The organism is Bacillus luti, assembly GCF_009739945.1.
GTDB classification, from domain to species: Bacteria; Bacillota; Bacilli; order Bacillales; family Bacillaceae_G; genus Bacillus_A; species Bacillus_A luti.
Genome location: NZ_CP040336.1, coordinates 4,315,433 through 4,340,438, shown reverse-complemented (window position 1 = coordinate 4,340,438; position 25,006 = coordinate 4,315,433). Strand labels below are relative to the sequence as shown.

General features: G+C 35.7%; 26 protein-coding genes. 20 read left to right on the top strand and 6 right to left on the bottom strand.

Annotated features, from left to right (window positions below; all coding sequences use genetic code 11):
- Positions 1 to 7 precede the first annotated feature (7 nt).
- From EUC40_RS21975 to EUC40_RS21925, 12 genes are all read left to right on the top strand, one after another.
- Positions 8 to 1,285 carry a neutral/alkaline non-lysosomal ceramidase N-terminal domain-containing protein gene (locus EUC40_RS21975; protein WP_156576604.1) on the top strand — a complete coding sequence of 426 codons (1,278 nt, stop codon included), beginning with the start codon at positions 8 to 10 and terminating at the stop codon, positions 1,283 to 1,285.
- A 142-nt stretch (positions 1,286 to 1,427) separates the two neighbouring features.
- Entirely contained in the window at positions 1,428 to 3,092 is a 1,665-nt protein-coding gene (gene cdr / locus EUC40_RS21970; protein WP_156576603.1) for a CoA-disulfide reductase, read from the top strand.
- Positions 3,093 to 3,277: 185 nt separating this feature from the next.
- The gene (locus EUC40_RS21965; protein WP_000456206.1) at positions 3,278 to 3,541 is read left to right on the top strand and encodes a metal-sensitive transcriptional regulator; all 264 of its coding nucleotides are present in this window, start codon (positions 3,278 to 3,280) and stop codon (positions 3,539 to 3,541) included.
- Between the two features lie 88 nt (positions 3,542 to 3,629).
- Complete coding sequence (locus EUC40_RS21960) at positions 3,630 to 4,190, top strand: sulfurtransferase TusA family protein (RefSeq protein ID WP_071711558.1); 561 nt, start codon at positions 3,630 to 3,632, stop codon at positions 4,188 to 4,190.
- A gap of 38 nt (positions 4,191 to 4,228) precedes the next feature.
- The gene (locus tag EUC40_RS21955) at positions 4,229 to 5,359 is read left to right on the top strand and encodes an MBL fold metallo-hydrolase (protein ID WP_156576602.1); all 1,131 of its coding nucleotides are present in this window, start codon (positions 4,229 to 4,231) and stop codon (positions 5,357 to 5,359) included.
- 38 nt (positions 5,360 to 5,397) lie between these two features.
- Positions 5,398 to 5,625 (top strand): sulfurtransferase TusA family protein, encoded by a 228-nt coding sequence (locus EUC40_RS21950; protein ID WP_156576601.1) that lies wholly within the window; start codon positions 5,398 to 5,400, stop codon positions 5,623 to 5,625.
- Between the two features lie 24 nt (positions 5,626 to 5,649).
- Entirely contained in the window at positions 5,650 to 5,877 is a 228-nt protein-coding gene (locus EUC40_RS21945) for a sulfurtransferase TusA family protein (protein ID WP_071711561.1), read from the top strand.
- A 66-nt stretch (positions 5,878 to 5,943) separates the two neighbouring features.
- Positions 5,944 to 6,288 (top strand): sulfurtransferase, encoded by a 345-nt coding sequence (locus tag EUC40_RS27070; protein ID WP_071711562.1) that lies wholly within the window; start codon positions 5,944 to 5,946, stop codon positions 6,286 to 6,288.
- Positions 6,289 to 6,307: 19 nt separating this feature from the next.
- Positions 6,308 to 6,673 carry a rhodanese-like domain-containing protein gene (locus EUC40_RS21940; protein ID WP_071711563.1) on the top strand — a complete coding sequence of 122 codons (366 nt, stop codon included), beginning with the start codon at positions 6,308 to 6,310 and terminating at the stop codon, positions 6,671 to 6,673.
- A gap of 14 nt (positions 6,674 to 6,687) precedes the next feature.
- On the top strand, positions 6,688 to 6,984 hold the full coding sequence (locus tag EUC40_RS21935) for a rhodanese-like domain-containing protein (RefSeq protein ID WP_071711564.1): 297 nt from the start codon (positions 6,688 to 6,690) through the stop codon (positions 6,982 to 6,984).
- Positions 6,985 to 7,045: 61 nt separating this feature from the next.
- Positions 7,046 to 7,522 carry a DsrE/DsrF/DrsH-like family protein gene (locus EUC40_RS21930; RefSeq protein WP_000435815.1) on the top strand — a complete coding sequence of 159 codons (477 nt, stop codon included), beginning with the start codon at positions 7,046 to 7,048 and terminating at the stop codon, positions 7,520 to 7,522.
- A 33-nt stretch (positions 7,523 to 7,555) separates the two neighbouring features.
- Entirely contained in the window at positions 7,556 to 8,320 is a 765-nt protein-coding gene (locus tag EUC40_RS21925; protein ID WP_156576600.1) for a sulfite exporter TauE/SafE family protein, read from the top strand.
- Positions 8,321 to 8,403: 83 nt separating this feature from the next.
- Here EUC40_RS21925 and EUC40_RS21920 read toward each other — a convergent pair whose 3' ends face one another.
- Together EUC40_RS21920 and EUC40_RS21915 are read right to left on the bottom strand one after the other, a co-directional pair.
- Positions 8,404 to 8,844 (bottom strand): hypothetical protein, encoded by a 441-nt coding sequence (locus EUC40_RS21920; protein ID WP_071711566.1) that lies wholly within the window; start codon positions 8,842 to 8,844, stop codon positions 8,404 to 8,406.
- Positions 8,845 to 8,989: 145 nt separating this feature from the next.
- The gene (locus tag EUC40_RS21915; protein WP_156576599.1) at positions 8,990 to 10,198 is read right to left on the bottom strand and encodes an LCP family protein; all 1,209 of its coding nucleotides are present in this window, start codon (positions 10,196 to 10,198) and stop codon (positions 8,990 to 8,992) included.
- Between the two features lie 316 nt (positions 10,199 to 10,514).
- On the opposite strand from EUC40_RS21915, the gene EUC40_RS21910 reads away from it, so the two are divergent.
- Entirely contained in the window at positions 10,515 to 11,513 is a 999-nt protein-coding gene (locus EUC40_RS21910; RefSeq protein ID WP_156576598.1) for a YhdH/YhfP family quinone oxidoreductase, read from the top strand.
- A 39-nt stretch (positions 11,514 to 11,552) separates the two neighbouring features.
- Here EUC40_RS21910 and EUC40_RS21905 read toward each other — a convergent pair whose 3' ends face one another.
- Together EUC40_RS21905 and EUC40_RS21900 are read right to left on the bottom strand one after the other, a co-directional pair.
- Complete coding sequence (locus tag EUC40_RS21905; RefSeq protein ID WP_156576597.1) at positions 11,553 to 13,208, bottom strand: Na/Pi cotransporter family protein; 1,656 nt, start codon at positions 13,206 to 13,208, stop codon at positions 11,553 to 11,555.
- Between the two features lie 373 nt (positions 13,209 to 13,581).
- The gene (locus EUC40_RS21900) at positions 13,582 to 14,784 is read right to left on the bottom strand and encodes an MFS transporter (RefSeq protein ID WP_156576596.1); all 1,203 of its coding nucleotides are present in this window, start codon (positions 14,782 to 14,784) and stop codon (positions 13,582 to 13,584) included.
- Positions 14,785 to 15,157: 373 nt separating this feature from the next.
- Between EUC40_RS21900 and EUC40_RS21895 the strand changes: the two genes are divergently transcribed.
- The 7 genes from EUC40_RS21895 (at position 15,158) to EUC40_RS21865 (ending at position 21,724) form a co-directional block, all read left to right on the top strand.
- The gene (locus EUC40_RS21895; RefSeq protein ID WP_156576595.1) at positions 15,158 to 16,246 is read left to right on the top strand and encodes a DUF871 domain-containing protein; all 1,089 of its coding nucleotides are present in this window, start codon (positions 15,158 to 15,160) and stop codon (positions 16,244 to 16,246) included.
- Positions 16,247 to 16,322: 76 nt separating this feature from the next.
- Positions 16,323 to 18,263 (top strand): BglG family transcription antiterminator, encoded by a 1,941-nt coding sequence (locus EUC40_RS21890; RefSeq protein ID WP_156576594.1) that lies wholly within the window; start codon positions 16,323 to 16,325, stop codon positions 18,261 to 18,263.
- A 111-nt stretch (positions 18,264 to 18,374) separates the two neighbouring features.
- On the top strand, positions 18,375 to 18,695 hold the full coding sequence (locus EUC40_RS21885) for a PTS lactose/cellobiose transporter subunit IIA (RefSeq protein ID WP_071711574.1): 321 nt from the start codon (positions 18,375 to 18,377) through the stop codon (positions 18,693 to 18,695).
- 1 nt (position 18,696) lies between these two features.
- On the top strand, positions 18,697 to 19,002 hold the full coding sequence (locus EUC40_RS21880; protein ID WP_000275638.1) for a PTS sugar transporter subunit IIB: 306 nt from the start codon (positions 18,697 to 18,699) through the stop codon (positions 19,000 to 19,002).
- Between the two features lie 82 nt (positions 19,003 to 19,084).
- Positions 19,085 to 20,395 (top strand): PTS sugar transporter subunit IIC, encoded by a 1,311-nt coding sequence (locus EUC40_RS21875; RefSeq protein WP_071711576.1) that lies wholly within the window; start codon positions 19,085 to 19,087, stop codon positions 20,393 to 20,395.
- Positions 20,371 to 20,649, top strand: a complete 279-nt coding sequence (locus EUC40_RS21870) for a hypothetical protein (protein WP_000900037.1) — start codon at positions 20,371 to 20,373, stop codon at positions 20,647 to 20,649. Before EUC40_RS21875 ends, EUC40_RS21870 begins: the two co-directional genes overlap by 25 nt.
- Positions 20,639 to 21,724 carry a DUF871 domain-containing protein gene (locus EUC40_RS21865; RefSeq protein WP_156576593.1) on the top strand — a complete coding sequence of 362 codons (1,086 nt, stop codon included), beginning with the start codon at positions 20,639 to 20,641 and terminating at the stop codon, positions 21,722 to 21,724. Before EUC40_RS21870 ends, EUC40_RS21865 begins: the two co-directional genes overlap by 11 nt.
- 147 nt (positions 21,725 to 21,871) lie before the next feature.
- On the opposite strand, the gene entC is transcribed toward EUC40_RS21865, so the two are convergent.
- Together entC and EUC40_RS21855 are read right to left on the bottom strand one after the other, a co-directional pair.
- Positions 21,872 to 23,245, bottom strand: a complete 1,374-nt coding sequence (entC, locus tag EUC40_RS21860) for a cell wall-binding protein EntC (RefSeq protein ID WP_156576592.1) — start codon at positions 23,243 to 23,245, stop codon at positions 21,872 to 21,874.
- A gap of 598 nt (positions 23,246 to 23,843) precedes the next feature.
- Positions 23,844 to 24,995, bottom strand: a complete 1,152-nt coding sequence (locus tag EUC40_RS21855) for an ABC transporter permease (RefSeq protein ID WP_415783941.1) — start codon at positions 24,993 to 24,995, stop codon at positions 23,844 to 23,846.
- Positions 24,996 to 25,006: the final 11 nt, after the last annotated feature.

The window sequence follows — 25,006 nt, the reverse complement described above, 5'->3', positions numbered from 1 at the left end:
GATTCAAATGAGTAAAGTAGGGGTATGCAAGGTGGATATTACGCCGCCTGTAGGTATTGATTTTGTCGGATATCATAGAGAGACTGGAATTAATAATATTGAAGAGCATATTTACGGAACAATCTTTGTATTTGAAAAAGATGAAATGAAGACTGTGTTTATAAGCATTGATAATATCGGGATGTTAGTAGAAGATACGACGATGATTCGTGAGCGGATAGCGAGTAGACTTCAGGTGCCATTTGAGCGGATAACGGTTGTGTATACACATACGCATTCCGGCCCAGAAACGGTCGGTGATGATCCGCTAGTACGGTCGTATAAAACGCTTTTAGTAAATAATGTAGTGCAGGGTGCTATTACTGCCAATAATAACTTAAGATCATGTGAAGTTGGATGGGGTGTTACAACAGGCGAAATTGGAGTAAACCGAAGAGAGAGAACATCTGATGGAAAAGTGAAGATGGGAACGAATGTAGAGGGTGTTGTAGATAAACGAATTGGTGTTTTAGCCATTAGAGATGCTGAAACGAAGGAGCTATGTGGGATTATAGTATTTTGCACTGCTCATCCGAATGTTTTAAAAGGTGATAGTGATGTATTATCAGCGGACTATCCTGGGATGACGAGAGAGATTCTTGAGAAGATAATAAACTGCCCAGTTATTATCGTGCAGGGTGCTGCTGGAAATGTGAATGCGAAGTATCGGGGTTCTAGGGAAGCATTAACACAAATGGCTTACACGCTTAGTGGACATGTATTAACGATGTTACCGACAGTTACATATAGCCCAATTGTAAATGTAAGAACGATTTCGAGTATGGTGCAAATGAAATTGAAGGATATCCCTGAAATTGATGAGATACGAAGCATGGCTCAATTAGCTGGGAAGCAGTGGGGCGTGAATACGGATGAATGGCTTACTATCGTTTTAGAGAAATATAAGCAAGGTATTCGGCAGTTACGTATCGATTTAGAAGTGCAACTGTTTCAAGTTAATGATGGTACGTTCTCAGGTATACCAATGGAACCTTTTTCAGAAACTGCGTTAGAAATGAAAGAGCGTCTTCAAAATGATCTAGTTTTCTTTGGTGGCTATACGAATGGATATATCGGTTACTTACCGACAAAGGAAGAATTTGCATATGGTGGATATGAAGTAGAGTTGAATCCTATTGTGTATGGAACGGTTACGAATTTATTGATGCCACCGGAGGAAAATACAGCAGATGTAATCGTACAGAAAGTTATAGAATTATACACAAAAGAACTTGGAGATGCCTAAGTTCTTTTTTATTTGTTTCAAATTTGTGAAAGAAAGACATATATATTGAAAATGCTTTTTGTATATTTTATTATATACCCATACGGGTATGAGTTTTCGTTTTTGATACATTGAGAAAATAAATAACACGGAGGTTTGAAATATGTCTAGAAAAATAGTTGTAGTAGGCGGAGTTGCCGGCGGCGCATCAGTAGCTGCAAGGCTTCGTCGTTTAAGTGAAGAAGATGAAATTATTATGGTTGAGCGCGGTGAATATATTTCATTTGCAAATTGTGGATTACCATACTATATTGGCGGTGTCATTACAGAAAGACAAAAATTATTAGTACAAACTGTTGAAAGAATGTCGAAGCGTTTTAATTTAGATATACGTGTATTGAGTGAGGTAGTAAAGATTAATAAAGAAGAGAAAATAATTACTATAAAGAATGTAACGACAAATGAAACATATAACGAGGAATATGATATTTTAATTCTTTCACCAGGGGCGAAACCAATTGTTCCACCTATTCCAGGTATTGAAGAAGCAAAGGTGTTGTTTACGTTACGGAATGTACCTGATACAGATCGTATTAAAGCGTATATTGATGAGAAGAAACCACGTCATGCGACGGTTATTGGTGGCGGATTTATTGGAGTGGAAATGGTTGAAAATTTAAGAGAACGTGGAATTGATGTTACTCTCGTAGAGATGGCAAATCAAGTGATGCCACCAATCGATTATGAAATGGCAGCATATGTGCATGAGCATATGAAAAATCACAATGTTGAGCTTGTTTTTGAAGATGGTGTAGATGCATTAGAAGAGAGCGGGACTGTTGTACGTTTAAAAAGTGGTTCAATTATAGAGACAGATATGATTATTTTAGCAATTGGTGTACAACCAGAGAGTAGTTTAGCGAAAGATGCAGGGTTAGCTTTAGGAGTTAGAGGAACGATAAAAGTAAATGAAAAATTTCAAACATCGGATCCACATATATATGCAATTGGTGATGCGATTGAAGTGAAAGATTTTGTTACAGAAACAGAAACGATGATTCCTTTAGCGTGGCCAGCTAATCGTCAAGGTCGTATGTTAGCAGATATTATTCATGGTCATACTGATTCTTTATATAAAGGTACGATGGGAACTTCTGTAGCTAAAGTTTTTGATTTAACAGTTGCTTCGACGGGAGTAAATGAGAAAATATTAAAACGATTAAATATACCCTATGAGGTAGTACATGTACAGGCAAATTCGCATGCGGGATACTATCCGAATGCTACGCCAGTGCTAATAAAATTAATTTTTAATAAAGAAAGCGGAAAAATTTACGGGGCACAGGCGTTAGGACGTGACGGTGTTGATAAGCGTATCGATGTTATTGCAACGGCAATAAAAGCAAATTTAACTGTAATTGATTTGCCAGATTTAGAATTATCATACGCACCGCCATATTCTTCTGCGAAAGATCCAGTAAACATGGTGGGGTATGCCGCAAGTAATATAGTAGATGGTTTTGTGGAAACGGTACAATGGCATGAAATAGATCATATTGTTGCAAATGGTGGATATCTTATTGATGTTCGAGAGCCTAATGAACTAAAACAGGGAATGATTAAAGGTTCTATTAATATTCCGTTAGATGAATTACGTAATCGTTTGGATGAAGTGCCAGTGGGTAAAGAAATATATATTACTTGTCAACTCGGCATGAGAGGATACGTTGCAGCACGCATGTTAATGGAAAAAGGATATAAGGTAAAGAATGTAGATGGTGGTTTTAAATTGTACGGTACAGTATTACCAGACCGTATTGTATATTGATATTTTTTCATCTTCCACTTCAAAATTTGGTGGAAGATGAAAGCCTATAGATTAAGGTTTCACTTTATGTTTTGCGAATATATAAGGTGAAAATTAAAAATAGGGGTTTACAAAATACCCTATAGGGTATAATATATTGTCATAAGTTATAAATGGTGACATAATGGTAATGAGGTGATTATACAATGGAATATAATCAAGACATGAAAAATAGATTAAAACGTATTGAAGGGCAAGTTCGTGGTGTGCTTCGTATGATGGAAGAAGGAAAAGATTGCCGAGAGGTTATTACACAGTTAACGGCATCTCGTTCTGCACTTGATCGTACAATTGGACTTGTTGTTGGAACGAATTTAGAGCAATGTTTGCGTGAACAGTTTGAAAGTGGTAATGGTTCAAATGAAGAGTTAATTAAAGAAGCTGTTCAACTACTTGTCAAAAGCCGATAATCTGTCAAACATAAGTGTTGACAGATTTTCAAAAACATTTTAATATACCCCTACAGGTATATGTATATGAATTATGGAGGAATCGACTATGAGTATAAAAGTGGATATGAGTTTAGATTGTAAAGGGTTGGCTTGTCCGATGCCGATTGTGAAAACGAAGAAGGCGATAGAAGGATTGTCGTCAGGACAAGTGATTGAAATTGAGGCAACAGATAAAGGGTCTACAGTAGATATACAAAGCTGGGCAAATAAAGTAGGGCATCAATATATCGGGACGAAACAAGAGGGCGATATTTTGATGCATTACGTTAGGAAAGCACATGAGCATGAAGTGAATGAAGTAGCAAAGTATCCTCATACAATTACGAATACGGAGTTGGAAGAGATATTATTAAGTGATGAAGAGTGTATTGTATTAGATGTTCGAGAAGCAGCGGAATTCGCTTTTGGTCATATTCCATCGGCCATTTCGGTGCCGTTAGGAGAGTTAGACAGTGCAGCTTTAGATCAGACGAAGCAAATTTATGTTGTTTGCCGAACTGGTAACCGCAGTGATGTAGCTTGCCACATGTTGAAAGAGAAAGGTTATGCAAATGTGAAAAATGTCATTCCAGGTATGTTAGAGTGGCAAGGGAATGTGAAAAAATAAAATTTTTTAAATTAAAATATACCTATGGGGGTAATGGAATGAGTGTTAAACCGTTACAAGCGAAAGAAGTTGCAGAGAAAGTTTTATTCGGAGAGTTGTTTATTTTAGATGTTCGTAATGAGACGGATTATGAAAATTGGAAAATTGAAGGGAAAGAAATTGCTTCAATGAATGTGCCGTACTTTGATTTATTAGAGGGTGTAGATCATATTGTAAGTGAATTACCTAAAGATAAAGATGTTTTAGTAGTATGTGCAAAAGAAGGGTCTTCTATATTTGTAGCAGAGGAGTTAACAGAAGCTGGATTAGAAAATATTTATTATTTAGCTGGTGGTATGAGGGCTTGGAGTGAATATGTAAAGCCTATAAAAGTTGGAGATTTAAAAAATGGCGGAAGTATGTATCAGTTTAACCGCCTTGGAAAAGGTTGTTTATCTTATATGGTCGTTTCAAACGGTGAAGCTGCAGTTATTGATGCGGTAAGAACGATTGAAGCATATGAGGAGTTTGCGAAAGAGCATGGCGTTACCATTACGAATGTAATGGATACACATTTACATGCAGACCATATTTCTGGAGGACGTAAGTTAGCGGAAAAAGTAGGTGGTACGTATTGGCTACCGCCAAAAGATGCGGAGGAAGTTGTTTTCTCATACGAACCGCTTGTTGAAGGATCTGTTATTACGGTGGGGGGTACTAAAATTGAGATTGACGCATTATACTCACCGGGGCATACGATTGGAAGTACATCATTTATTGTAGATGATTCCTATTTATTATCAGGCGATATTTTATTTGTAGATTCAATCGGGCGTCCGGACCTTGCTGGGAAAGCTGAAGATTGGGTAAGTGATTTACGTAATACTTTGTATAGCCGATATAAAGAACTATCTCAAAGTTTAATTGTATTACCGGCTCATTATTCAAAAATAAGTGAAATGGACGAAAGTGGTATTGTTAGTGCAAAATTAAAAGATTTATTTGAGCATAATGCAGGATTAAATATTGAGGATGAGGTAGAGTTCCGTAAAGTTGTAACAGAGAATTTACCACCTCAACCGAATGCATATCAAGAAATTCGTCAAACAAATATGGGGCAATTAAACCCAAATCAAGACGAAGAGCGTGAAATGGAGATTGGTCCAAACCGTTGTGCTGTTCATAATTAATTCGGTTTCAAATGAAATAAAAACAGGAGGTATATGAAATGAATACCAAGCAAGTATTAGATGTAAAAGGATTAGCGTGTCCAATGCCAATTGTAAAAACAAAGAAGGCGATGGAAGCATTACAATCAGGAGAAGTGTTAGAAGTACACGCAACAGATAAAGGTGCGATTAAAGATATTCCCGCATGGTCACAAACAGGTGGTCATGAAGTGTTAAAGCATACAGAAGTAAAAGGCGAATTAAAGTTCTGGATTAAGAAGGCTTAATTATAAAAACAGGAGGTATATGAGATGAATGTAAAGCAAGTATTAGATGTAAAAGGATTAGCGTGTCCAATGCCAATTGTAAAAACAAAGAAGGCAATGGAAGTATTACAATCAGGAGAAGTGTTAGAAGTACACATAACAGATAAAGGTGCGGTTAAAGATATTCCAGCATGGTCACAAACAGGCGGTCATGAAGTGTTAAAACACACGGAAGAAGATGGTGAATTAAAGTTCTGGATCAAGAAAGCATAGCATTTCAATAATAAGCGGAGGATTACATCATCTGCTTATTATTGAAAGTAAAGAGGATAATCATATATGTTTTATATAATTATACCCCTAATAGTATTGGTACTGGGAAGTTTAGTAAAACGTTACATTCCAGTTTTAAATGTTGCATATATTTCGTTAGAACAAGTAAGGAAAATTGAAAGTGTTATTGTAGATGTACGAAATTATACAGAGAGTCACAGTGATAACACTTCTAGAATTATGTGTATACCATATGCGTATTTAAAACGGTATTATCATGAAATCCCAAATAAGCCTTTGCATCTTATTGTTCATAATAAAGTGGATCGGAATTTAAGTATCCGCTTTTTAAGAAAGAAAGGGTTCCATATTCAAAGTTATAGTATATATTTGGATAGGAAAAAAGTATAGAAGGAGTTTGAATAGCCTTATGGATGTGAAGACAATATTGAATGTAATCTTAATTGTACTTGTATCGTGGTTTATTATTTCTCGATTCTTACCAGCTAGAGGAGTAAAAAATATTTCAGGAAAAGAATTAAAACGTATGATGGGACAAAATAATAAACAATTTATTGATGTGCGGACAGCTGGTGAATATAGAGGGAACAATATTAAAGGATTTCGGAATATCCCATTAAATGAACTAGCTAATAAGGCGCAACAATTAGATAAACATAAAGAAGTTATTGTTCTTTGTCAAAGTGGAATGAGAAGTAAACAGGCAGCGAAAATGCTAAAAAAATTAGGATTCCAACATATTACAAATGTGTCGGGCGGGATGAATGGTTTGTGAGGAGGAAATGTAAAATGAAAGAAATGACAGCAAAAGAATTAGAAGGAAAATTGTTACGTAAAGAAGCAGTAAATATCGTAGACGTACGTGAAGTAGAAGAAGTAGCTGAAGGGAAAATTCCAGAAGCGTGTAACATTCCACTAGGACTGTTAGAATTTCGTATGCATGAGTTGGATAAAAAGAAAGAATATATTATCGTTTGTCGCTCTGGCGGAAGAAGTGCAAGAGCCGTTCAGTTTTTAGAAAGTTACGGTTTTCAAGTGATCAATATGGTAGGTGGTATGTTAGCTTGGGAAGGGAAAGTAAAATAGGACGAAACGATTTTTTGTAAATTTTCAAATACCCCTATAGGTAATTCGGAGGAGAAAAAACATGGAACAGAAGAAAACAACAATCGTTTTATTTAGCGGAGATTATGATAAAGCGATGGCTGCTTATATTATTGCAAATGGTGCAGCTGCGTATGATCAAGAGGTGACTATTTTTCATACTTTTTGGGGATTAAATGCTTTAAGGAAAGATGAACATGTGAAGGTAAAGAAAACTTTCATCGAAAAAGTATTTGGAAAAATGATGCCACGCGGTGCTGATAAGATGGGATTATCGAAAATGAATTTTGCAGGTATGGGACCAAAGATGATTAAAGGTATTATGAAAAAACATAATGCGATGCCTTTACCAGATTTAATAGATTTGGCGAAAGAACAGGGGATTAAACTTGTAGCTTGTCAAATGACAGTAGATTTATTAGGGTTAAAAGAGGAAGAGATTATGGAAGGGGTAGAGTTTGCAGGAGTAGGGGCTTATTTAGCAGATGCTTCGGATGGGAATGTGAACTTATTCATTTAAATCACCTTCTTTTAAGAAGGCGGGGGATATAAGGTGAGTTTAGTCGTATTACTTTTTATAATTGGGTTTATAGGATCGTTTATATCAGGAATGGTTGGAATTGGCGGTGCGATTATTAATTATCCGATGATCTTATACATTCCGGTACTGCTAGGATTTACTGGATATACGTCACATGAAGTGAGCGGTATTACAGCAGTACAAGTATTCTTTGCAACTTTTGCAGGCGCATGGGCATATCGAAAGAATAAAGATATGGATAAAACGTTAGTTGTGTACATGGGGGCTAGCATACTAATAGGAAGTTTCATAGGGAGTTTCGGTGCTAATGTATTAGAGGAACATACAGTCAATGTTGTGTATACACTGTTAGCTACGATTGCAGCTGTTATGATGTTTATACCGAAAAAAAATAACAGCGGAGTAGTGAAATATAATAAATGGTTAGCAAGCTTGTTAGCGTTTATTGTAGGCGGAGCATCAGGCATTATAGGAGCTGGAGGTTCGTTCTTATTAGTTCCAATTATGCTAGTCATTTTAAAGTTACCGATACGGATGACGATTGCAACATCAATTGCGGTCACATTTATTTCTTCAATAGGAATTACGACAGGGAAAGTAGTGACGGGACAAGTAGTGGTGATTCCAGCTCTTATTATTGCGATTGCTAGCATCTTTGCTGCGCCGCTTGGGGCAAGAGTCGGGAAGAGGATGAATCAAAAAGTACTGCAATATATGTTATCGATATTAATTGTAGGAACTGCTGTTAAGATGTGGATGGATATGATATCGAAATAAAAGGATGGTGCTGCTTGCAGACCATCCTTTTGTTTATTTCACTATTTACGAGCAGTAAAACTCTCACTGATTAAAGTTTCACTTTATGCCCAAATAACTTTCATTAGTTTTTTATATTCGTCGTTTGCTAACTTATATAGCATTCTCGTGTGTTCAAAGACAAGTGCCGGATTAAAGTTTGGTTCTGAGAATGCAAGAGATGTTGAAATATCAATTGCATTTTGCTTATTTAGTGTGAATTTTGCGAATCGATAAGATGTGTTTAATTCATTGATGACATGTAAAATGTCATTTGTTGATGTTGCATCAGGTACTTGAGCGACATTAAAGCAGTATATGTCCACAGTAGGGTTTTCGCTGTCAAAAGCAGCGATAAGTTGAATTTTTGCGCCAGCTTCTGTTTCTAATCCTACTGCAAAATGTACAGAACCATCATTTTCATCTATATTTTCTTCCATGAATATATCATTTGATTTTAAGTAGTCTTTAAAATCTGAAATGTTATGTTTTACTGCAGCTTTCATATGTATGTGCCCCCTGGTAATTGGAATAGATTGCTATTATTTATTATAATTTAAAAATATTAAAAAAGATAGTTAGAAAGTTCTGATTTTTAATTTTGGATGAATAAAAAAGCAAGGCTCTACCTCCATAGAGCCTTGCTTCTTTTTATTCATTATCATTAGACGATGTTTCTGTATCTTCACTATTACTACTATTATTATTTTCTACTTCATTGCTACTTGATTTGCGTTCACTCGAATTTTCGGACTTAGATTCTTTTGTTTTCTCTGAGCTTGTTTTTTTCGAATCAGAGTCAGTTTTTGTATAGGCAGGTAGTCCAAGGTGAGTACGAAGTTCGTTTGTCACATTTGCTAATTCTTTTTTATCTGGACTGTAGTAATATGTTCGGCCACCACCGGCAGATTGGCTACATGTATCATCACCTTTTGCCATGTAACAGTCTTCACCTTGAATTTGTAATTTCTCAATTTCTGAATCCGATCCGTACTTATAGAATGAAAGCATATCATCGAATGTTAAGTTCGTAACGAATTGTCCGTCAATATCATCAATGATGTTACCAACTTTTGTGACAGATCCAACACTTGTTAGTTTCTTTAAAATTGCTTCAATAACGAGTTGTTGACGTTGTCCACGCATTGCATCACTATCGATATGTCTTGTCCTAGCCAGAGCTAGAGCCTCTTCACTATTTAATTTTTGAACACCTTTTTTCAGGTGAATTGCATCAGCATTATCATTACTATCTTGTTCAGTAAATTCAACTGGCACATCTACTTCAATGCCGCCTAAATCATCGACAATTTTCATAAATGATTTGAAGTTAAACTTTACAAAATAATCAACAGGAACATTTAGTAACTTTTCAACTGCATCAATACTTGCTTGTGGTCCACCATCTTTTCCGTTTTTAGTAGAACCGTATGCATGAGCGTGTGTTATTTTATCTTTCTTCTTTTCAACTGGAATATAAGTATATGTGTCTCGTGGAATACTTAATAACTTTACAGTTTTGCTATCTTTATTAAACGTTGCAAGTAATAACGCATCTGTTCTTATAGCCTCACCATATTCTTTTCCTCGGACATCGCTTTCATCAACACCCATTATTAAGACAGAGACATTGTTCGTAATAGGTTTTACAGCTTTGTCACGTAAATTAGATTTATCACCGCGCGCTAAATCGTGTGCGGCATTTCGAACAGCAGAGGATGCTTTATTTACTAAAAACCAAGTATAACCGCCACCTACTATTAAAAAGAATAGAATAACGCTTATAATAATTTTTGTTTTTTTCTTACTTTTTTTCGGTTTACTGCGTGTATTTTCTTGCAAAGATGGGTTTTGCTCCATTTCCTGTACTCCTTCATTTGGATTGAAATACGACACTCATATCCACTTATTATAATGAAATTTGACGAAAAAAAACATTACAAATCATTTACATTTCGTAAAAATTCAATATATTTATAAAAAGTCAGATTTTTTATATTTTCTTTTCGAGATGTAGGATAAGTATAAGTTGTTTTAGTGGAAATGAAAATATGTAATATGAGAAAGTGATAGAGAAGTAAGATTTGTTGAAATATATCCAAGAAGAAGTGAGTAGCCGTACGTATATTTTCTATATAATAAAGAAGAATTTTACGGATAAAGGAGAAAGAGCATAATGAATCATACATCATTTCGGGCAATCGTTGTGAACGAAACGGAAAATCATCAGTTTGAAAGAAAAGTTGTTGAGAGAGAAGTAAGTAGTTTACCAGAAGGAGATGTGCTAATACGGGTTCATTATTCTTCCTTAAATTATAAAGATGCCCTTTCAGCTACTGGAAATAAAGGTGTTACGAGAACATATCCTCATACGCCAGGAATCGATGCCGCAGGAGAAGTTGTGAGTAGTGAAGATGGCTCCTTTAAGGTAGGAGATCAAGTTATTGTAACGGGGTTTGATTTAGGTATGAATACTTCTGGTGGTTTTGGTGAATATATTCGCGTACCGTCATCTTGGATTATACCTTTACGAGAAGGAATGTCGTTAAAGGAAAGTATGATGTATGGGACCGCAGGCTTTACAGCTGCTTTATCGGTATATAAGCTTATTGGAGCAGGAATAAAGCCTAGTACGGGAGATGTTTTAGTAACGGGTGCTACAGGCGGCGTAGGTAGCGTAGCTGTTAGTATTTTGAGTAAGTTAGGGTTTAACGTAGTAGGAGCAACAGGGAAAATGGAAGAAGAAGAGATGCTACTGCGTCTAGGAGCGAAAAAGGTGATTCATCGTGCGGAATTGAATGATGAATCAGGAAGACCGATGCTTAAAGGGATATACGCTGGAGTTATTGATACTGTAGGCGGAAAGATGCTTGAAACAGCGTTGAAACTGGTGCGATATGACGGTTGTGTAACGACATGTGGAAATGTGGCAGGGCAGGAGTTACATACAACGGTATATCCATTCATATTACGAGGAGTTAGCCTTTTAGGAATAGATTCTGTTCAATGTCCAGTGGATGTGAGAAGAGAAGTATGGGCGCTATTAGCGACGGAGTGGAAAAATTTAAAGTTAGCGTCTTATACAAAAGAATGTACATTAGAAGAGTTGGATGGGAAATTTGCACTTATATTGCAAGGGAAGTTAAAAGGAAGAACAGTTGTAAAAATGAAATAAAAAAAGAGACGCGTAATGTAGCGTCTCTTTTCTTCATTATTATAATGATTGTTTTAAATTGATTTTTCCTTGTTCGCCTAAAACACCGTCAGCGATATTTACAGCGTGATCACCGATACGCTCTAAATTACTTACCATATCAACGAAGATGATACTTGCATCACCTGAACAACTACGTTCGTTCAGACGTAACACGTGACGTTTACGAAGAACACGTTCCATTTGGTCGATTTTACGTTCTTTTGCAATAACAGTTTGAGCTAGTTCAGTATCGAAGTTTGTTAAAGCATCAACTGCGTCTTGTAATGTTGAAATCGTTAATTCAAGCATTTCATTTAGTTCAGCTAGTGCTTCATCTGATAGTGAAACGCGGTTTGAAATTTGGAAATCTACAAGTTCTACTAGGTTTTCTACATGATCACCGACACGCTCAATATCTCCAACAACACCAGCTAAAACGGAATGTTTTTCAGAATCTGAAGGTGAAAGCGGCTTTTCTGATAGTAAAACTAAATACTCGGTAATCTTTTTATCTAAATTGTTAATAGCTCCTTCTAATTGAGTAGCCATGTTTTCATGCTTTTTATCTTGTGTATTTAAATATTGATTCGCTTCTTTTAAGCCGTGTAATGAAAATTCAGCCATACGCACAACTTCTTTTTGAGCTTCAGTTAAAGCAATAGCTGGAGATTGCTCAATAAAGATTGGATTTAAATGTTGCGGTTTGAAGTTAATAGATGAATCTTCACCACGAATGATTTTTGTTACGATCCATGCTAATACTGCAATAAATGGGAACTGAATAATTGTATTTGTTACGTTAAATGTTCCATGTGCAAATGCAATTGTCATTTCTGGATTTAAGTTTAATGACGTTTGGAAATATTGGATTAAACTTGTAAATGGTACTAATAAAATTGTAAAGATAATGGTACCGATAATATTAAAGATAACGTGAACTAATGCTGCACGTCTTGCGGCGATAGAAGTACCGATTGCTGCTAATACTGCTGTAATTGTTGTACCGATATTATCACCGAACAATACAGGAAGAGAAGCTTGTAAATCAATAGCACCTTGACCGAATAGTTCTTGTAAAATACCGATTGTTGCGCTTGAGCTTTGTACAATTAAAGTGAACACTGTACCAACAATAATTCCTAAAATTGGATTGTCACTCATGCTAACCATTAACTCTTGGAATGACTCTAAAGAACGAAGAGGTTTCATACCTGCGCTCATTAATTCTAAACCGAAGAATAACATACCAAAACCGAATACAACTTGACCTACAGAATGTACTTTTTTATTTTTAAAGAAGAATAGTAAAATCGCTCCAACTGCCATAACTGGGAGAGCGTATTCTCCGATTTTAATTCCGATAATAAAGGCAGTAACTGTCGTTCCGATGTTCGCACCCATAATAACACCGATTGCTTGTCTTAATGTCATAAATCCGGCACTTACAAGTCCGACTGTTAAAGCGGTTGTTCCTGAACTTGATTGGATTAATACTGTAACTAACATACCTGCTAGTACACCCATCAGTGGGTTTGTTGTAAAGCGATCTAAAATATCGCGAAGACGATCTCCAGCTGCTTGTTGCAGTCCATCGCCCATGTATTTAATCCCGAATAAGAAAATACCTAATCCACCAATGAACTGGAAGATCATATCTTGAACATTGTATTCCACGCATTCCACTCCTTAAATTTCATGTACGATGTAATTATTAACTGAACCTTGAGTCACTGTAAACGGTTTGTTAGTAAAATTTACACTAAATTTACAAAGAGATGAAAAGTTTACAATTCTTTAAAGAAACAGCTGTATTTTATTGGTTTTTGTCTTTAGGAAATCGTATTTTTGTAAAGAAATCACACTATTTAGAATAGTGTTTTTCATTTGGGTATCAAGGAAAGCGTCTGCGAGTTCATCGTATATTTTTTGATGAAAGTTAAAAAAATATGTAGGAAAATGAATGTAGTTTTATACCATCGGAAAATGGTTAATTTTTAACGTGTATTGATTCGTATTAGGTTATTGTGGAATGAAAAAAGCCACTGAATTATCCAGCAGCTTTTTCTGTGTTTTTATCTCCGTGCCTTTGTTTTCTTACACTTGTAATGTAAATAAACAGGAAAGCAATAAGTAACAGAGAGGAGTAACGATATACAGTTGCATAGTTTGTAAAATGTGCAATGAATCCAAAAATAATTGCTCCAGCGCCAATTCCAAGGTCAAATGCTGAGAAGAATGTAGCGGTTGCGACTCCTCGTCGGTGTGGTGCTACGCGGTCAATCATCCATGCTTGTAGCGCTGGTTGAATCGCCCCAAAGCCACTTCCATAACATGCCGCTGCTATAATTAAACTCGGAATTGTAGTTGTATACGACAATAGAATAATACCTGTAAACGTAATAATAACTCCTGGAATAATAACGAATGCATGACCTTTCGCATCATATAATTTTCCAGAAAACGGACGAGTGACAGCGATTGCCAGTGCATTAAATAAGAAGAAGAGGCTTATATCAGCAATGCCGACTTCCGTAGCAAATAATGTAATAAAGCTCCCGATACCTCCGTACATTAATGTAATACATAATATTAATAATGAAGGAAGTAAAGCTTTGCGCTCAATAAATCCATCGAGAAAAGTACCAGATGATTGCTGTGGTGGTTGTTTCGTTTTTTTTATTTGAAGTAGTTTCGTTAATATTAATGAAGCTATTGTGCATAAAAGTGCACATAAAAAAAGAACGGTAAAGTTATATGTTTGCATAAGCCATAGTCCGATTAATGGACCGAGTGCCATTGCAATTGTTCCAGAAAGACCGAAATATCCCATGCCTTCTCCTCGGCGAGCTGCTGGAATTAAATCAGAAACGACAGTTCCATATGTAGTCGTTGTAATACCAAATCCAGCGCCGTGTAAAATACGAACGGCTAATAAGAGAAAAACGGTTGAGGCGAAAAGGTAACTGCCCATAGCAAGTAAACAAATAGCAGTACCAATCATTAAAATGATTTTTTTATTGAATTTCTGCAAGGCGTTTCCAGTTAACGGTCTAACAAAAAGTGCTGCCACGGTAAACATACCGACAACAAATCCGATATTGGAACTTGTGCCACCAATTTCTTTCACATAAACAGGTAAAGTCGGAATTAACATTTGAAATCCTAAAAACATACATAAGTTTGCAAAAATTAAAGCAACAAACTCTTTTGTCCATAACGGTTCTCGTTTTACGAGTATTGCTTCTCCCATATATTCATCCCCTATATAACAATTTTCCCGCTATTCGCGGGCAGTAAAACCCACACTGATTAAAGTTTCACTTTATCTCTTTTCTTTCGAGTATATGTATTGGTCAACGTAACAGTCAAGGAAGGTGTCTTGAAAACGGATAACAATTTTTAAAACGAAAAAACTGACAAATTTGTGTAAAAGCTACACAACTATGAAAAAAAGATGTAAAGTATAGATGTATAGACTAGTAGTTGTTATGAATGATAGAAATTATTTTTTTCTTTAAAGAAAGCGGATTCAAAAAAAGTAGTGAATGAGAAGGGGATGTATACTTTTTCACTACATATATTTGAAAAGGTTTACAAAACGATGAAGAAAGAGGCGTGTACATATGAGACGATTAGGTATTTCTATTTATCCAGAACATTCAACAGTGGGGAAAGATAAGGAGTATTTAACATTAGCAAGTAAATATGGATTTACTCGTGTATTCACATGTTTATTATCTGTAGATGGTGAAAAAGAGAAAATTATAGAAGAGTTTAAAGAAACGATTTCTCATGCGAATGCATTAGGGTTCCAAGTGTTAGTTGATATTAGTCCATCTGTTTTTGAACAACTTGGTATTTCATATAACGATTTATCGTTCTTCCATGAACTAGGTGCGTACGGTATTCGTTTAGATGTTGGTTTCTCAGGATTAGAAGAATCAATTATGACGTACAACCCGTATGGATTAAAAATCGAAATTAATATGAGCAACGGTACGAAATATGTAGATAATATTATGAGCCATAGACCAAATCGTGAAAATTTAATTGGTTGTCATAACTTTTATCCGCATCGTTATTCAGGATTATCATACGATCATTTCATTAAATGCTCGAAACAATTTAAAGATTACGGCATGAGAACAGCTGCATTTATTTCATCATTTGATGCAACATATGGACCTTGGCCAGTAACAGAAGGATTATGTACGTTAGAGCAGCATCGTGAATTACCGATGACAACACAGGTGAAGCATCTATTTGCTACAGAATTAATTGATGATGTTATTATTGCGAATGCATATGCTTCAGAAGAAGAGCTACAAGTGCTAGGCGCATTAAATAAAGAAAAACAAACATTTGATATAGGATTATATGATACAACAACAGAATTAGAAAGAATCATTGTGTTAGACGAACCACATTTTTATCGTGGGGATGTATCTGAATATATGATTCGTTCTACACAAAGCCGTGTGAAATATAAAAAGGAAGAGTTTAAACCTCATAATACGCGTGAAATTAAACGCGGTGATCTTTTAATTGATAATGAACAGTATGGTCAATATAAAGGTGAGTTGCAAATTGCTTTAAAAGATATGGTGAATACAGGAAAAACAAATGTAGTTGGTCGAATTGTGGAAGAAGAAATTTTCTTATTAGATTATTTACATGCATGGGATAAATTCGGATTTACATTAAAGAAATAGATAAAATATAAAGGGAAAAAACTACTGACTTCAGCAGCTTTTTCCTTTTTATATATAAAGAGTGAGAGGAAGAGCTATGACAAAGGTGCATCAGCGATTAATTTCTATTTTAGAGGAGTTTTTAGAAGAGAAATCGATGTTAAATCGAGCTTTTTTAGCGAGCCGTTTACACGTATCAACGAAGACGATTCAAAAGGATATAAAATTATTAAATGATATATTGAGAGAACACGGAGCGGAAATTGAATCACAAAGAGGAACTGGATACGAACTAGAAATTATACAAGCGAAGAAATTTGAAGAGTTTTGCAGGATTGTATTTCAAAAACAAACGGAACAAATACCAACGTCTTATGAAGAGAGAGTAACTTATATTTTGCAGCGTGTGTTAACGACAGGTGGGTATGTGAAGCTTTCACAGCTAGCGGAAGAAATTTATGTGAGTAAATCAACTGTAAACTTAATTATGAAAGATGTTACCGATATTTGTAGTCGCTATCAATTACAAATTGAAAAGAGACCGTATTATGGTATACGTATTGTTGGCGAAGAGTTTAATATTCGTTCTTGTTTATCACAATATGGTTTGCTGCGCTATGAGCATACTCCGTTTCATGAGCAATTTGAGGAGGAGGAAACATATTTATCGTTACCTCACAGATCACTCATCCGTTCAGTTATATTAAAGTATATTGAGGGAGGAACGATATATTTATCAGATATAGAAATTGATAATTTAGTCGTTCACATTGCAATTGTATTAAAGCGCTGTGAGGATCAGCATTATATGAATGCACTAAATGCGGAACAATCGGAGCTTATCATAAAGAAAGAATATACAATTGCGAAACAAATTTTAGGTGATTTAGAGCAAGAGTTGAAACTTTCCTTTCCAGAAGAAGAAGCTTTATATGTGACGATGCATTTATTAAGTACGGCTGTTGCAACGAGAGATCACTATGAAACTGTAGAAGAACTAGTAGGGAAAGATATATATGCGCTTATGCAGCATATTCTTTTTAAAGTAGCGGAAGAACGGAATCTTATTTTTTATTACGATGAAGAGTTATTATTTGGATTTGGTGTTCATTTAAAAACGTTATTAAACCGTTTGAAATATAAATTAAATACGAGAAACCCACTTTTAGAAGAAGTGAAAAAAAATTATCCGTACGCTTTTGAGATTGCGGTTCTCGTTGGAGATATAATTAGCGAATATACGGGTGAGTCGATCCAGGAAAGTGAAATTGGTTATATTGCCATTCATTTTGGGGGAGCGATGAGCCGTTTGCAGGAAAAGAATAAAAAGAAAAGATGTTTATTAGTTTGTGCGACCGGTCAAGGTAGTGCGCAGCTATTGAAATATAAAGTTTTATCACAATTTCGCGATAAACTGGAGATTGTAGGGATTACAGGGTATTATCAATTGAAAGTAGAAGACCTGTATAGAGATAAAATTGATTGTATTATTAGTACGATTCATATTCCAAGTGGCTTGCCTGTTCCAGTTATTAAGGTAAACTCAATATTTGATGAAAAAGAGATAAAATCGATTGGTAAGTATTTATTTACACATGTGAATGACAGTGTGCAACAATATATTAAGGAAGATTTGCTATTTTTGAATCATAGTGCTTCTACGAAAGAAGAAGTTATCCAGTTTTTATGTGAGAAAGCTACTGAGAAAAACTATGTGCCAGCAAACTTTTATGATTCTGTTATGGAGAGAGAACATACATCTCCGACAGCAGTTGGGAATTTAGTTGCGATTCCTCATCCGATGCAGTTATTAAGTGAGGAAACATTTTTGATGTTTTGTACACTTGATAAGGCCGTTGATTGGGGAGATAAAAAAGTACAAGTGATTATTTTATTTAGTGTGAAACGCAATAATAATGAAGATTTACAACGACTTTATGATTTTTTATATGATATTATGTCTAGTCAGAGTACGATAGAGAAATTAACTCAGGCTGACGGAATTGAAGAGTTTCAAGAAATATTATTATCTATATAAGAAAAGTATATAAAAACTTCCGTTACATAACGGAAGTTTTTTATGTTTAAATGAATGCGTTTTCATAATAAGATAAAAATATAGAAAAAACATAGCTTGGGGGAATTTAAAATGACTGATATGCAAACTCCATTTGCGTTAATTTTACATGGTGGCAACGCGAGAAGCGCAGCACTTGAGGCAATTGCTTTTGCAAGACAAGGAGATTTTGGGAATGCAAGTGAAAAGATGGAACTTGCTAGTGAAGAAATTTCGGCAGCTCATCGTATTCAAACGGATTTAATACAAGAAGAGGCAAGAGGAAATCATGCAGAAATCAGTTTACTGTTAGTGCATGCACAAGATCATTTAATGAATGCAATTACAGTGAAAGAACTTGCTGAAGAATTTATTACTCTTCATAAACGAGTAGAAGAGAAAGTGACAGTATAAGATGTACATTCTATTATGTTGTGCAGCAGGCATGTCAACGAGTATGGTTGTAAGAAAAATGCAAGAAGAGGCAAAGAAACAAGGGAAGGATTATAAAATTAAAGCAGTTGATTCAGAACTTGTGAAACTGGAAATAAAAAATGCTGATGTTGTTTTAATCGGTCCACAGGTGAAGTATTTGTTTCCAGCGGTACAGTTTCTTGCGAAGTCATACGATATACCGGTTGCAATTATAGAGCAACGAGATTATGGCATGTGTGACGGTTTGAAAGTACTGAAACAAGCAGAACAATTAGTTTTAGCATAATTATATTTTTTTAAATATAAACATTATAATGTTATAACTTTATTTCATTCCTTCATTAAAAAAAGAAAGAGGAGGGGTATTGATGAATGGTTTTATGAGCTTTATGGAACAAAAGATTATGCCAACAACACAAAAGATTGCAGGACAACGACATTTATTAGCAATTCGAAACGGGGTTATTTCTACATTGCCGTTAACGATTGTCGGATCATTTTTCGTTATCTTTTTAAACTTACCAATTGATGCATATATGGAGTGGATTGCACCATTTCGCCATATTTTAGATATTCCATTCCGATTTACAGTAGGGCTAATGGCGTTATACGCAGCATTTGGAGTGGGAGCTTCACTCGCGAACTTTTATCAGCTCAATCAATTAAGTGCAGGATTATTATCTGTACTCGCCTTTTTACTAGCATCAGTTGAACCAATTCAAATTACGAAAGCTGTACCAGGTGTTATTGATGCAGGTAGATATATTTCAGTAGGAACATTAAGTGCAACATCTCTATTCGGCGCAATTGTTACAGCATTAATTGCAGTAGAAATTTATCATTTTATGATTAAGCATAATATTTCAATTAAATTACCAGATAGTGTACCACCAGCAGTTTCAAATTCGTTTGCAGCACTAATTCCAACGTTAGTAGTTATTCTTTTATTCTGGGGTATTCGTTACGGTTTAAAATTTGATGTAAATACAACAATCACATATTTAATCGCACCACTAAAATCAGTATTAGTAGGAAATAATTTATTCGGCGGTTTATTAACAGTATTCTTAATCGTGTTCTTCTGGTCATTCGGTATACATGGTCCTGCGATTTTAGGACCAATCATTCGTCCGATGTGGGATTCAGCAATTCTTGAAAATATGGAAGTATTCACAGCTACAGGAAATGCACATCAATTACCAAACTTATTTACAGAGCAATTTATTCAATGGTTCGTATGGATCGGTGGATCAGGCTCAACGTTAGCTTTAGTAATTATGTTTATGTTCTCTAAATCTAAGTTCCTAAAAGAATTGGGTAGATTATCATTCGTACCAGGTTTATTCAATATTAACGAACCGATTATTTTCGGGGCACCGATTGTAATGAACCCAATCTTAATTATTCCATTCGTTATAACACCGTTAGTTACAACGACAGTATCATATTTCGCAGTTGTGTCAGGCATGATTCCGCTGATGATGGCGAAATTGCCATTTACGATGTTAGCACCGATTGCAGCGATTATTAGTACAGACTGGACAATTATGGCTGGTGTACTTGTATTGATTAACTTTGTAATTTCATTCGTTATTTACTATCCATTCTTCAAAATGTATGAGAAACAACAAATAGCAGGAGAGGAGAAAACAGAATGCTCGGAGCAATTATCATCTTAATTACATTTGTAGCGGGACAGTGTATTGCACATTATTCAAAATGGGTACAAAGTAAATCTTTATTAGTTTTACTACTCGTATCAATTGTATTTATCGGTAGTTCAATGGGTGCATATGTAATGCTAAGCTTACAATCACCGTACGTTATCATTGTACCAACGATTTTATGTGCAACATGTTTATCTGCAAAATATAGATTTACGAGCATGGCATTAATACAACGTGTGAAGGAGATGCAAAAGCATGGAGCGTAAATTAGGAATTTCACTTTATCCAGAGCATTCAACGAAAGAAAAAGACATGGAATACATTTCGGCAGCGGCACGCCACGGTTTTTCAAGAATATTCACTTGTCTATTATCCGTGAATCGTCCGAAAGAAGAGATTGTAGCTGAATTTAAAGAAATTATTAATCATGCAAAAGATAACAATATGGAAGTTATTTTAGATGTAGCTCCGGCAGTATTCGATCAACTTGGTATTAGCTATAGCGATCTATCATTCTTCGCAGAGTTAGGTGCAGACGGTATTCGTTTAGATTTAGGTTTTGACGGATTAACAGAAGCGAAAATGACGAATAATCCGTACGGCTTAAAAATTGAGTTAAACGTAAGTAACGATATTGCGTACTTAGAAAATATTCTTTCGCATCAAGCGAATAAACCAGCTTTAATTGGGTGTCATAACTTTTATCCACAAAAATTCACTGGTCTTCCGTACGACTATTTCATTCGCTGTAGTGAACGCTTTAAAAAACACGGTATTCGCACGGCAGCCTTTATTACGTCACATACAGCTAACATCGGTCCATGGGATATTAATGACGGATTATGTACGCTAGAACAACATCGTAACCTACCGATAGAAGTACAAGCGAAACATTTATGGGCAACAGGGCTTATTGATGATGTGATTATCGGAAATGCTTATGCGAGTGAAGAAGAGTTAGAGAAACTAGGAAACTTAAATCGTTACATGTTACAGCTGAAAGTACATTTTGTAGACGAAGCGACTGAAGTAGAGAAGAGAGCCTCGCTGCAAGAATTACACGTAAGACGCGGTGATATAACAGAATATATGGTACGTTCTACAGAAGTACGTAAAAAGTACAAAGACTATGACTTCCCAGCGCGCGAAAGTGTATTACAGGAAAGAGGGCAAGTTGTAATTGGTAACAACTCATTTGGCAAGTATAAAGGCGAACTACAAATCATTCTAAAAGAAATGCCGGTAGATGAACGGAAAAATATTGTCGGTACAATTGCAGAAGAGGAGTTATTCTTACTAGATTATGTAGGAGCTTGGACACAGTTTACTTGTGTGGAATAGGGAAGGAGAGGATGCTATGGCATCCTCTTTTTTCTGTTGAAATGGTAGTCTATCGTATATAGAATTAGACGGGAGTGAAGGAGAAAGAATGTAAGAATCAAAAAAAGAGTCAGCCTCAACAATGAGACTGACTCTTTTTTATACGAATTAGTTTAATATTTTAACTGTAACTGTTTTACGTCCCCAGTTACTTGATGTACCTTTGTCTGGCATTAAAACGTCGATTTTATTTCCTTTAATAGCTCCACCAGTATCACCAGCGATTGCTACTCCGTAACCTTCAACCCATACCTTTGAACCTAATGGAATTACACTTGGATCAACTGCAATAAGTTTCATGTTTGGATTAGCTGTTAAGTTGTGACCTAAAGCTGATTTTACTTGGTCGCCTGCTTTATAACCATTTTCAAGTGGATCTGCTGTATAAGCTGTTGCTACAACACGTAACTCACGAGAAGATGATGGTGCACTTGTTTCAGTTTCTTTTGCAACAGGTTGTTGTGTAGCTGGTTTTTGAGCTTTAGCCGCTTCACGAGCTTTAGCTACCTCCTCAGCTTTAGCCGCTGCTTGAGCTTCAGCTTCTGCCTGAGCTTTAGCTGCTTCACGAGCTTTAGCCGCTTCCTGAGCTTTAACTGCTGCTTGAGCTTCAGCTTCTGCCTGAGCTTTAGCTGCTTCACGAGCTTTAGCTGCTTCCTGAGCTTTAACTGCCGCTTGAGCTTCAGCTGCTGCTTGAGCTTTAGCTTCTGCCTGAGCTTTAGCTGCCTCTTGAGCCTTAGCTGCTTCTTGAGCTTTAGCCGCTGCTTGAGCTTCAGCCGCTTCACGAGCTTTAGTTGCTTCCTGAGCCTTAGCTTTTGCTTGAGTTTCAGCTACTTCGCCTGCTTTAACTGCTTCACGAACTTTAGCTGTATCTTGAACTGTAGTTGTTTTTTCAGCTTTAACTACTGGTTGAACTTTAACTGGAGCTTTACCTGTTAAGTAAGGAACATGAACATAAGCCGTTTTTCCGTTATATTCAAATTGGATCCAACCATTTTCAACTTGGTGTGTTGTTTCAATTACGTCATCTTGTTTCAATTTACCAAGAATCTCTGAGTCTGTGTTTGCACCAGCACGTACGTTTAATACGTTAGCTGTTACGTAGTAAGTGTCTTTTGTGTAGTCAGCGCTAATGAAAGCCTCTTTACCACTATTTAATTTCACTTTTGACCATCCGTTTTCTGTATGTAAAACGTTAACTTTATATCCATCTAATAATTTTCCTACAACTTTTGATTCAGTAGTTGGGTTTTCTCGTACATTTAGTACATCAGTCGTTACGATTGTTTCTGCTTTAGCAGATGTTGTGAAAATCCCAAGACCAAAAACCGCTGCTGTTGCTATACCCATAAATTTTTTCATAATAGCCTCCATTGCATTTGTTTTCGTTGACCTCATTATAGCAACCATTATTTTCTTATTTGCGAAAAACATAGAATTACAAAGCTTTCGTAATGGGGCATTAATATTCTGTAATAATTCCAGTAATATCCTAAAAGCGCTTTCTTATAGTTTTTTTGGGGGCTAAGAGCATGTGATGCATAAAATAGAGAGTATTTCAATTTCTAATAGGTTAATAATGTTTCTGTAATGTTACGTAATTGTTTCTTAGGTGTTACAAAAATGGCGTATTTTGCTGTTGAAACAGGTGATTAGTTATGTAAAAATAACTATTATGGCTGTGGAGGAATATAAATGAGGTGAAATTTAATAAAAAATCGCCATAATTGTTACAAAATAAGTCGAGGTATGGAAAAAATTACGCCTTGATTTCAGGCTTCCACATATTATTTTTGCAATAATAGGATTCTATAATAGCTTTAGTAGATTAAAATAATTAAAAGTGTTCATAACGTGAAACATATATAATAGAAGAAACACGATTTAATAGATAAAGTGAAACTTTAATCAGTGGGGGGTTCTTCATCCCCCACTGATTATTAGTTGAACCAATCGGACTTTAATGGGCAGCCCGACCCCCACCTAACTTCTTTGCTTTCACTGAATTTTGAGGTGGGGGTCTTACTGCCCATTAAAGCGGGATAAATAAAAAACGTAGGAGTGTAAATCCCTACGTTTTTGTTTATTCATATCGTAAACATTCAATTGGATCCAGTTTTGCAGCTTTGTTAGCTGGCAGTAAACCGAATATAATACCGATTAGCATTGAAATACCTACTGCAAGAAGTCCAAGTTCTTTTGAGACAACAAGTGGCCATCCGGCAAAGATTGAGACGATCCAAGCGAAGAAAATACCGAGCATGAATCCAATGAAACCACCGAGTCCTGTTAAAATACAAGATTCAATTAAGAATTGTGTTAATACTTTACCGCGCGTTGCACCAAGCGCTTTACGAATACCAATCTCACGTGTACGTTCTGTTACAGATACAAGCATGATGTTCATTACACCGATACCACCAACAAGTAAGGAGATAGCGGCAATACCACCGAATACCATTTTCATCATACCGATTGATTCGTCTAATTGCTTCGTAAATTCACCCATGTCTTGCGCTTCAAATTTATGCTCAAATTTAGGAGCCTTCATTTCGTTTAAAACAGAAACGGCTTGTTTTTCTACACTTTTACGTTCTGCTGGAGAAACGAGCGTTAATTTTACAGTGTCATACTCAGTTACTCCAGAAATGACCGGGGCATTTTCAAGTGATGTATAACCTTCTGACATAGCCATTCCAAACTCATTTTTTGTTTCGTACACACCGACTACTTTATATGGTTTTCCTTTTATATCTGTGTATAAATTTGATTCCCAACCATTAAATAATTTATTGAAAGCTTCTTCATTTAATATAACAGCAGGAATTGCTTGGTTTAATTCGCTGTCGTTTAATTCACGACCGTGAACTAATTTTATTTTCGAATCTGTCATGAAGTCGCCTGTTCCACCTTTTAAATCAAGAGAAACATCTTTTGAACCAGCAGATGCTTTCACTTTCATACTTACATCTGGATACACATCTTTAACGCCTGGTACAGTTTGAAGACGGTTTAGCATATCGGCTGTAATTTTGGCGTTGTCTGGTCCATAATCAGGGTTTTTGTAGTAAATCGTTACTTCATTATCTTTTCCTTGGCCTAACTCTTTTTTAAACTTTGCATTTGTACCATCACCCATTGAAATGATAGTAATAATAGCGCTAATACCGATAATAATACCTAACATCGTTAAGATAGAACGCATTTTATGAGCAAAGATAGAGGAAAGGGCCATGCGTATATTTT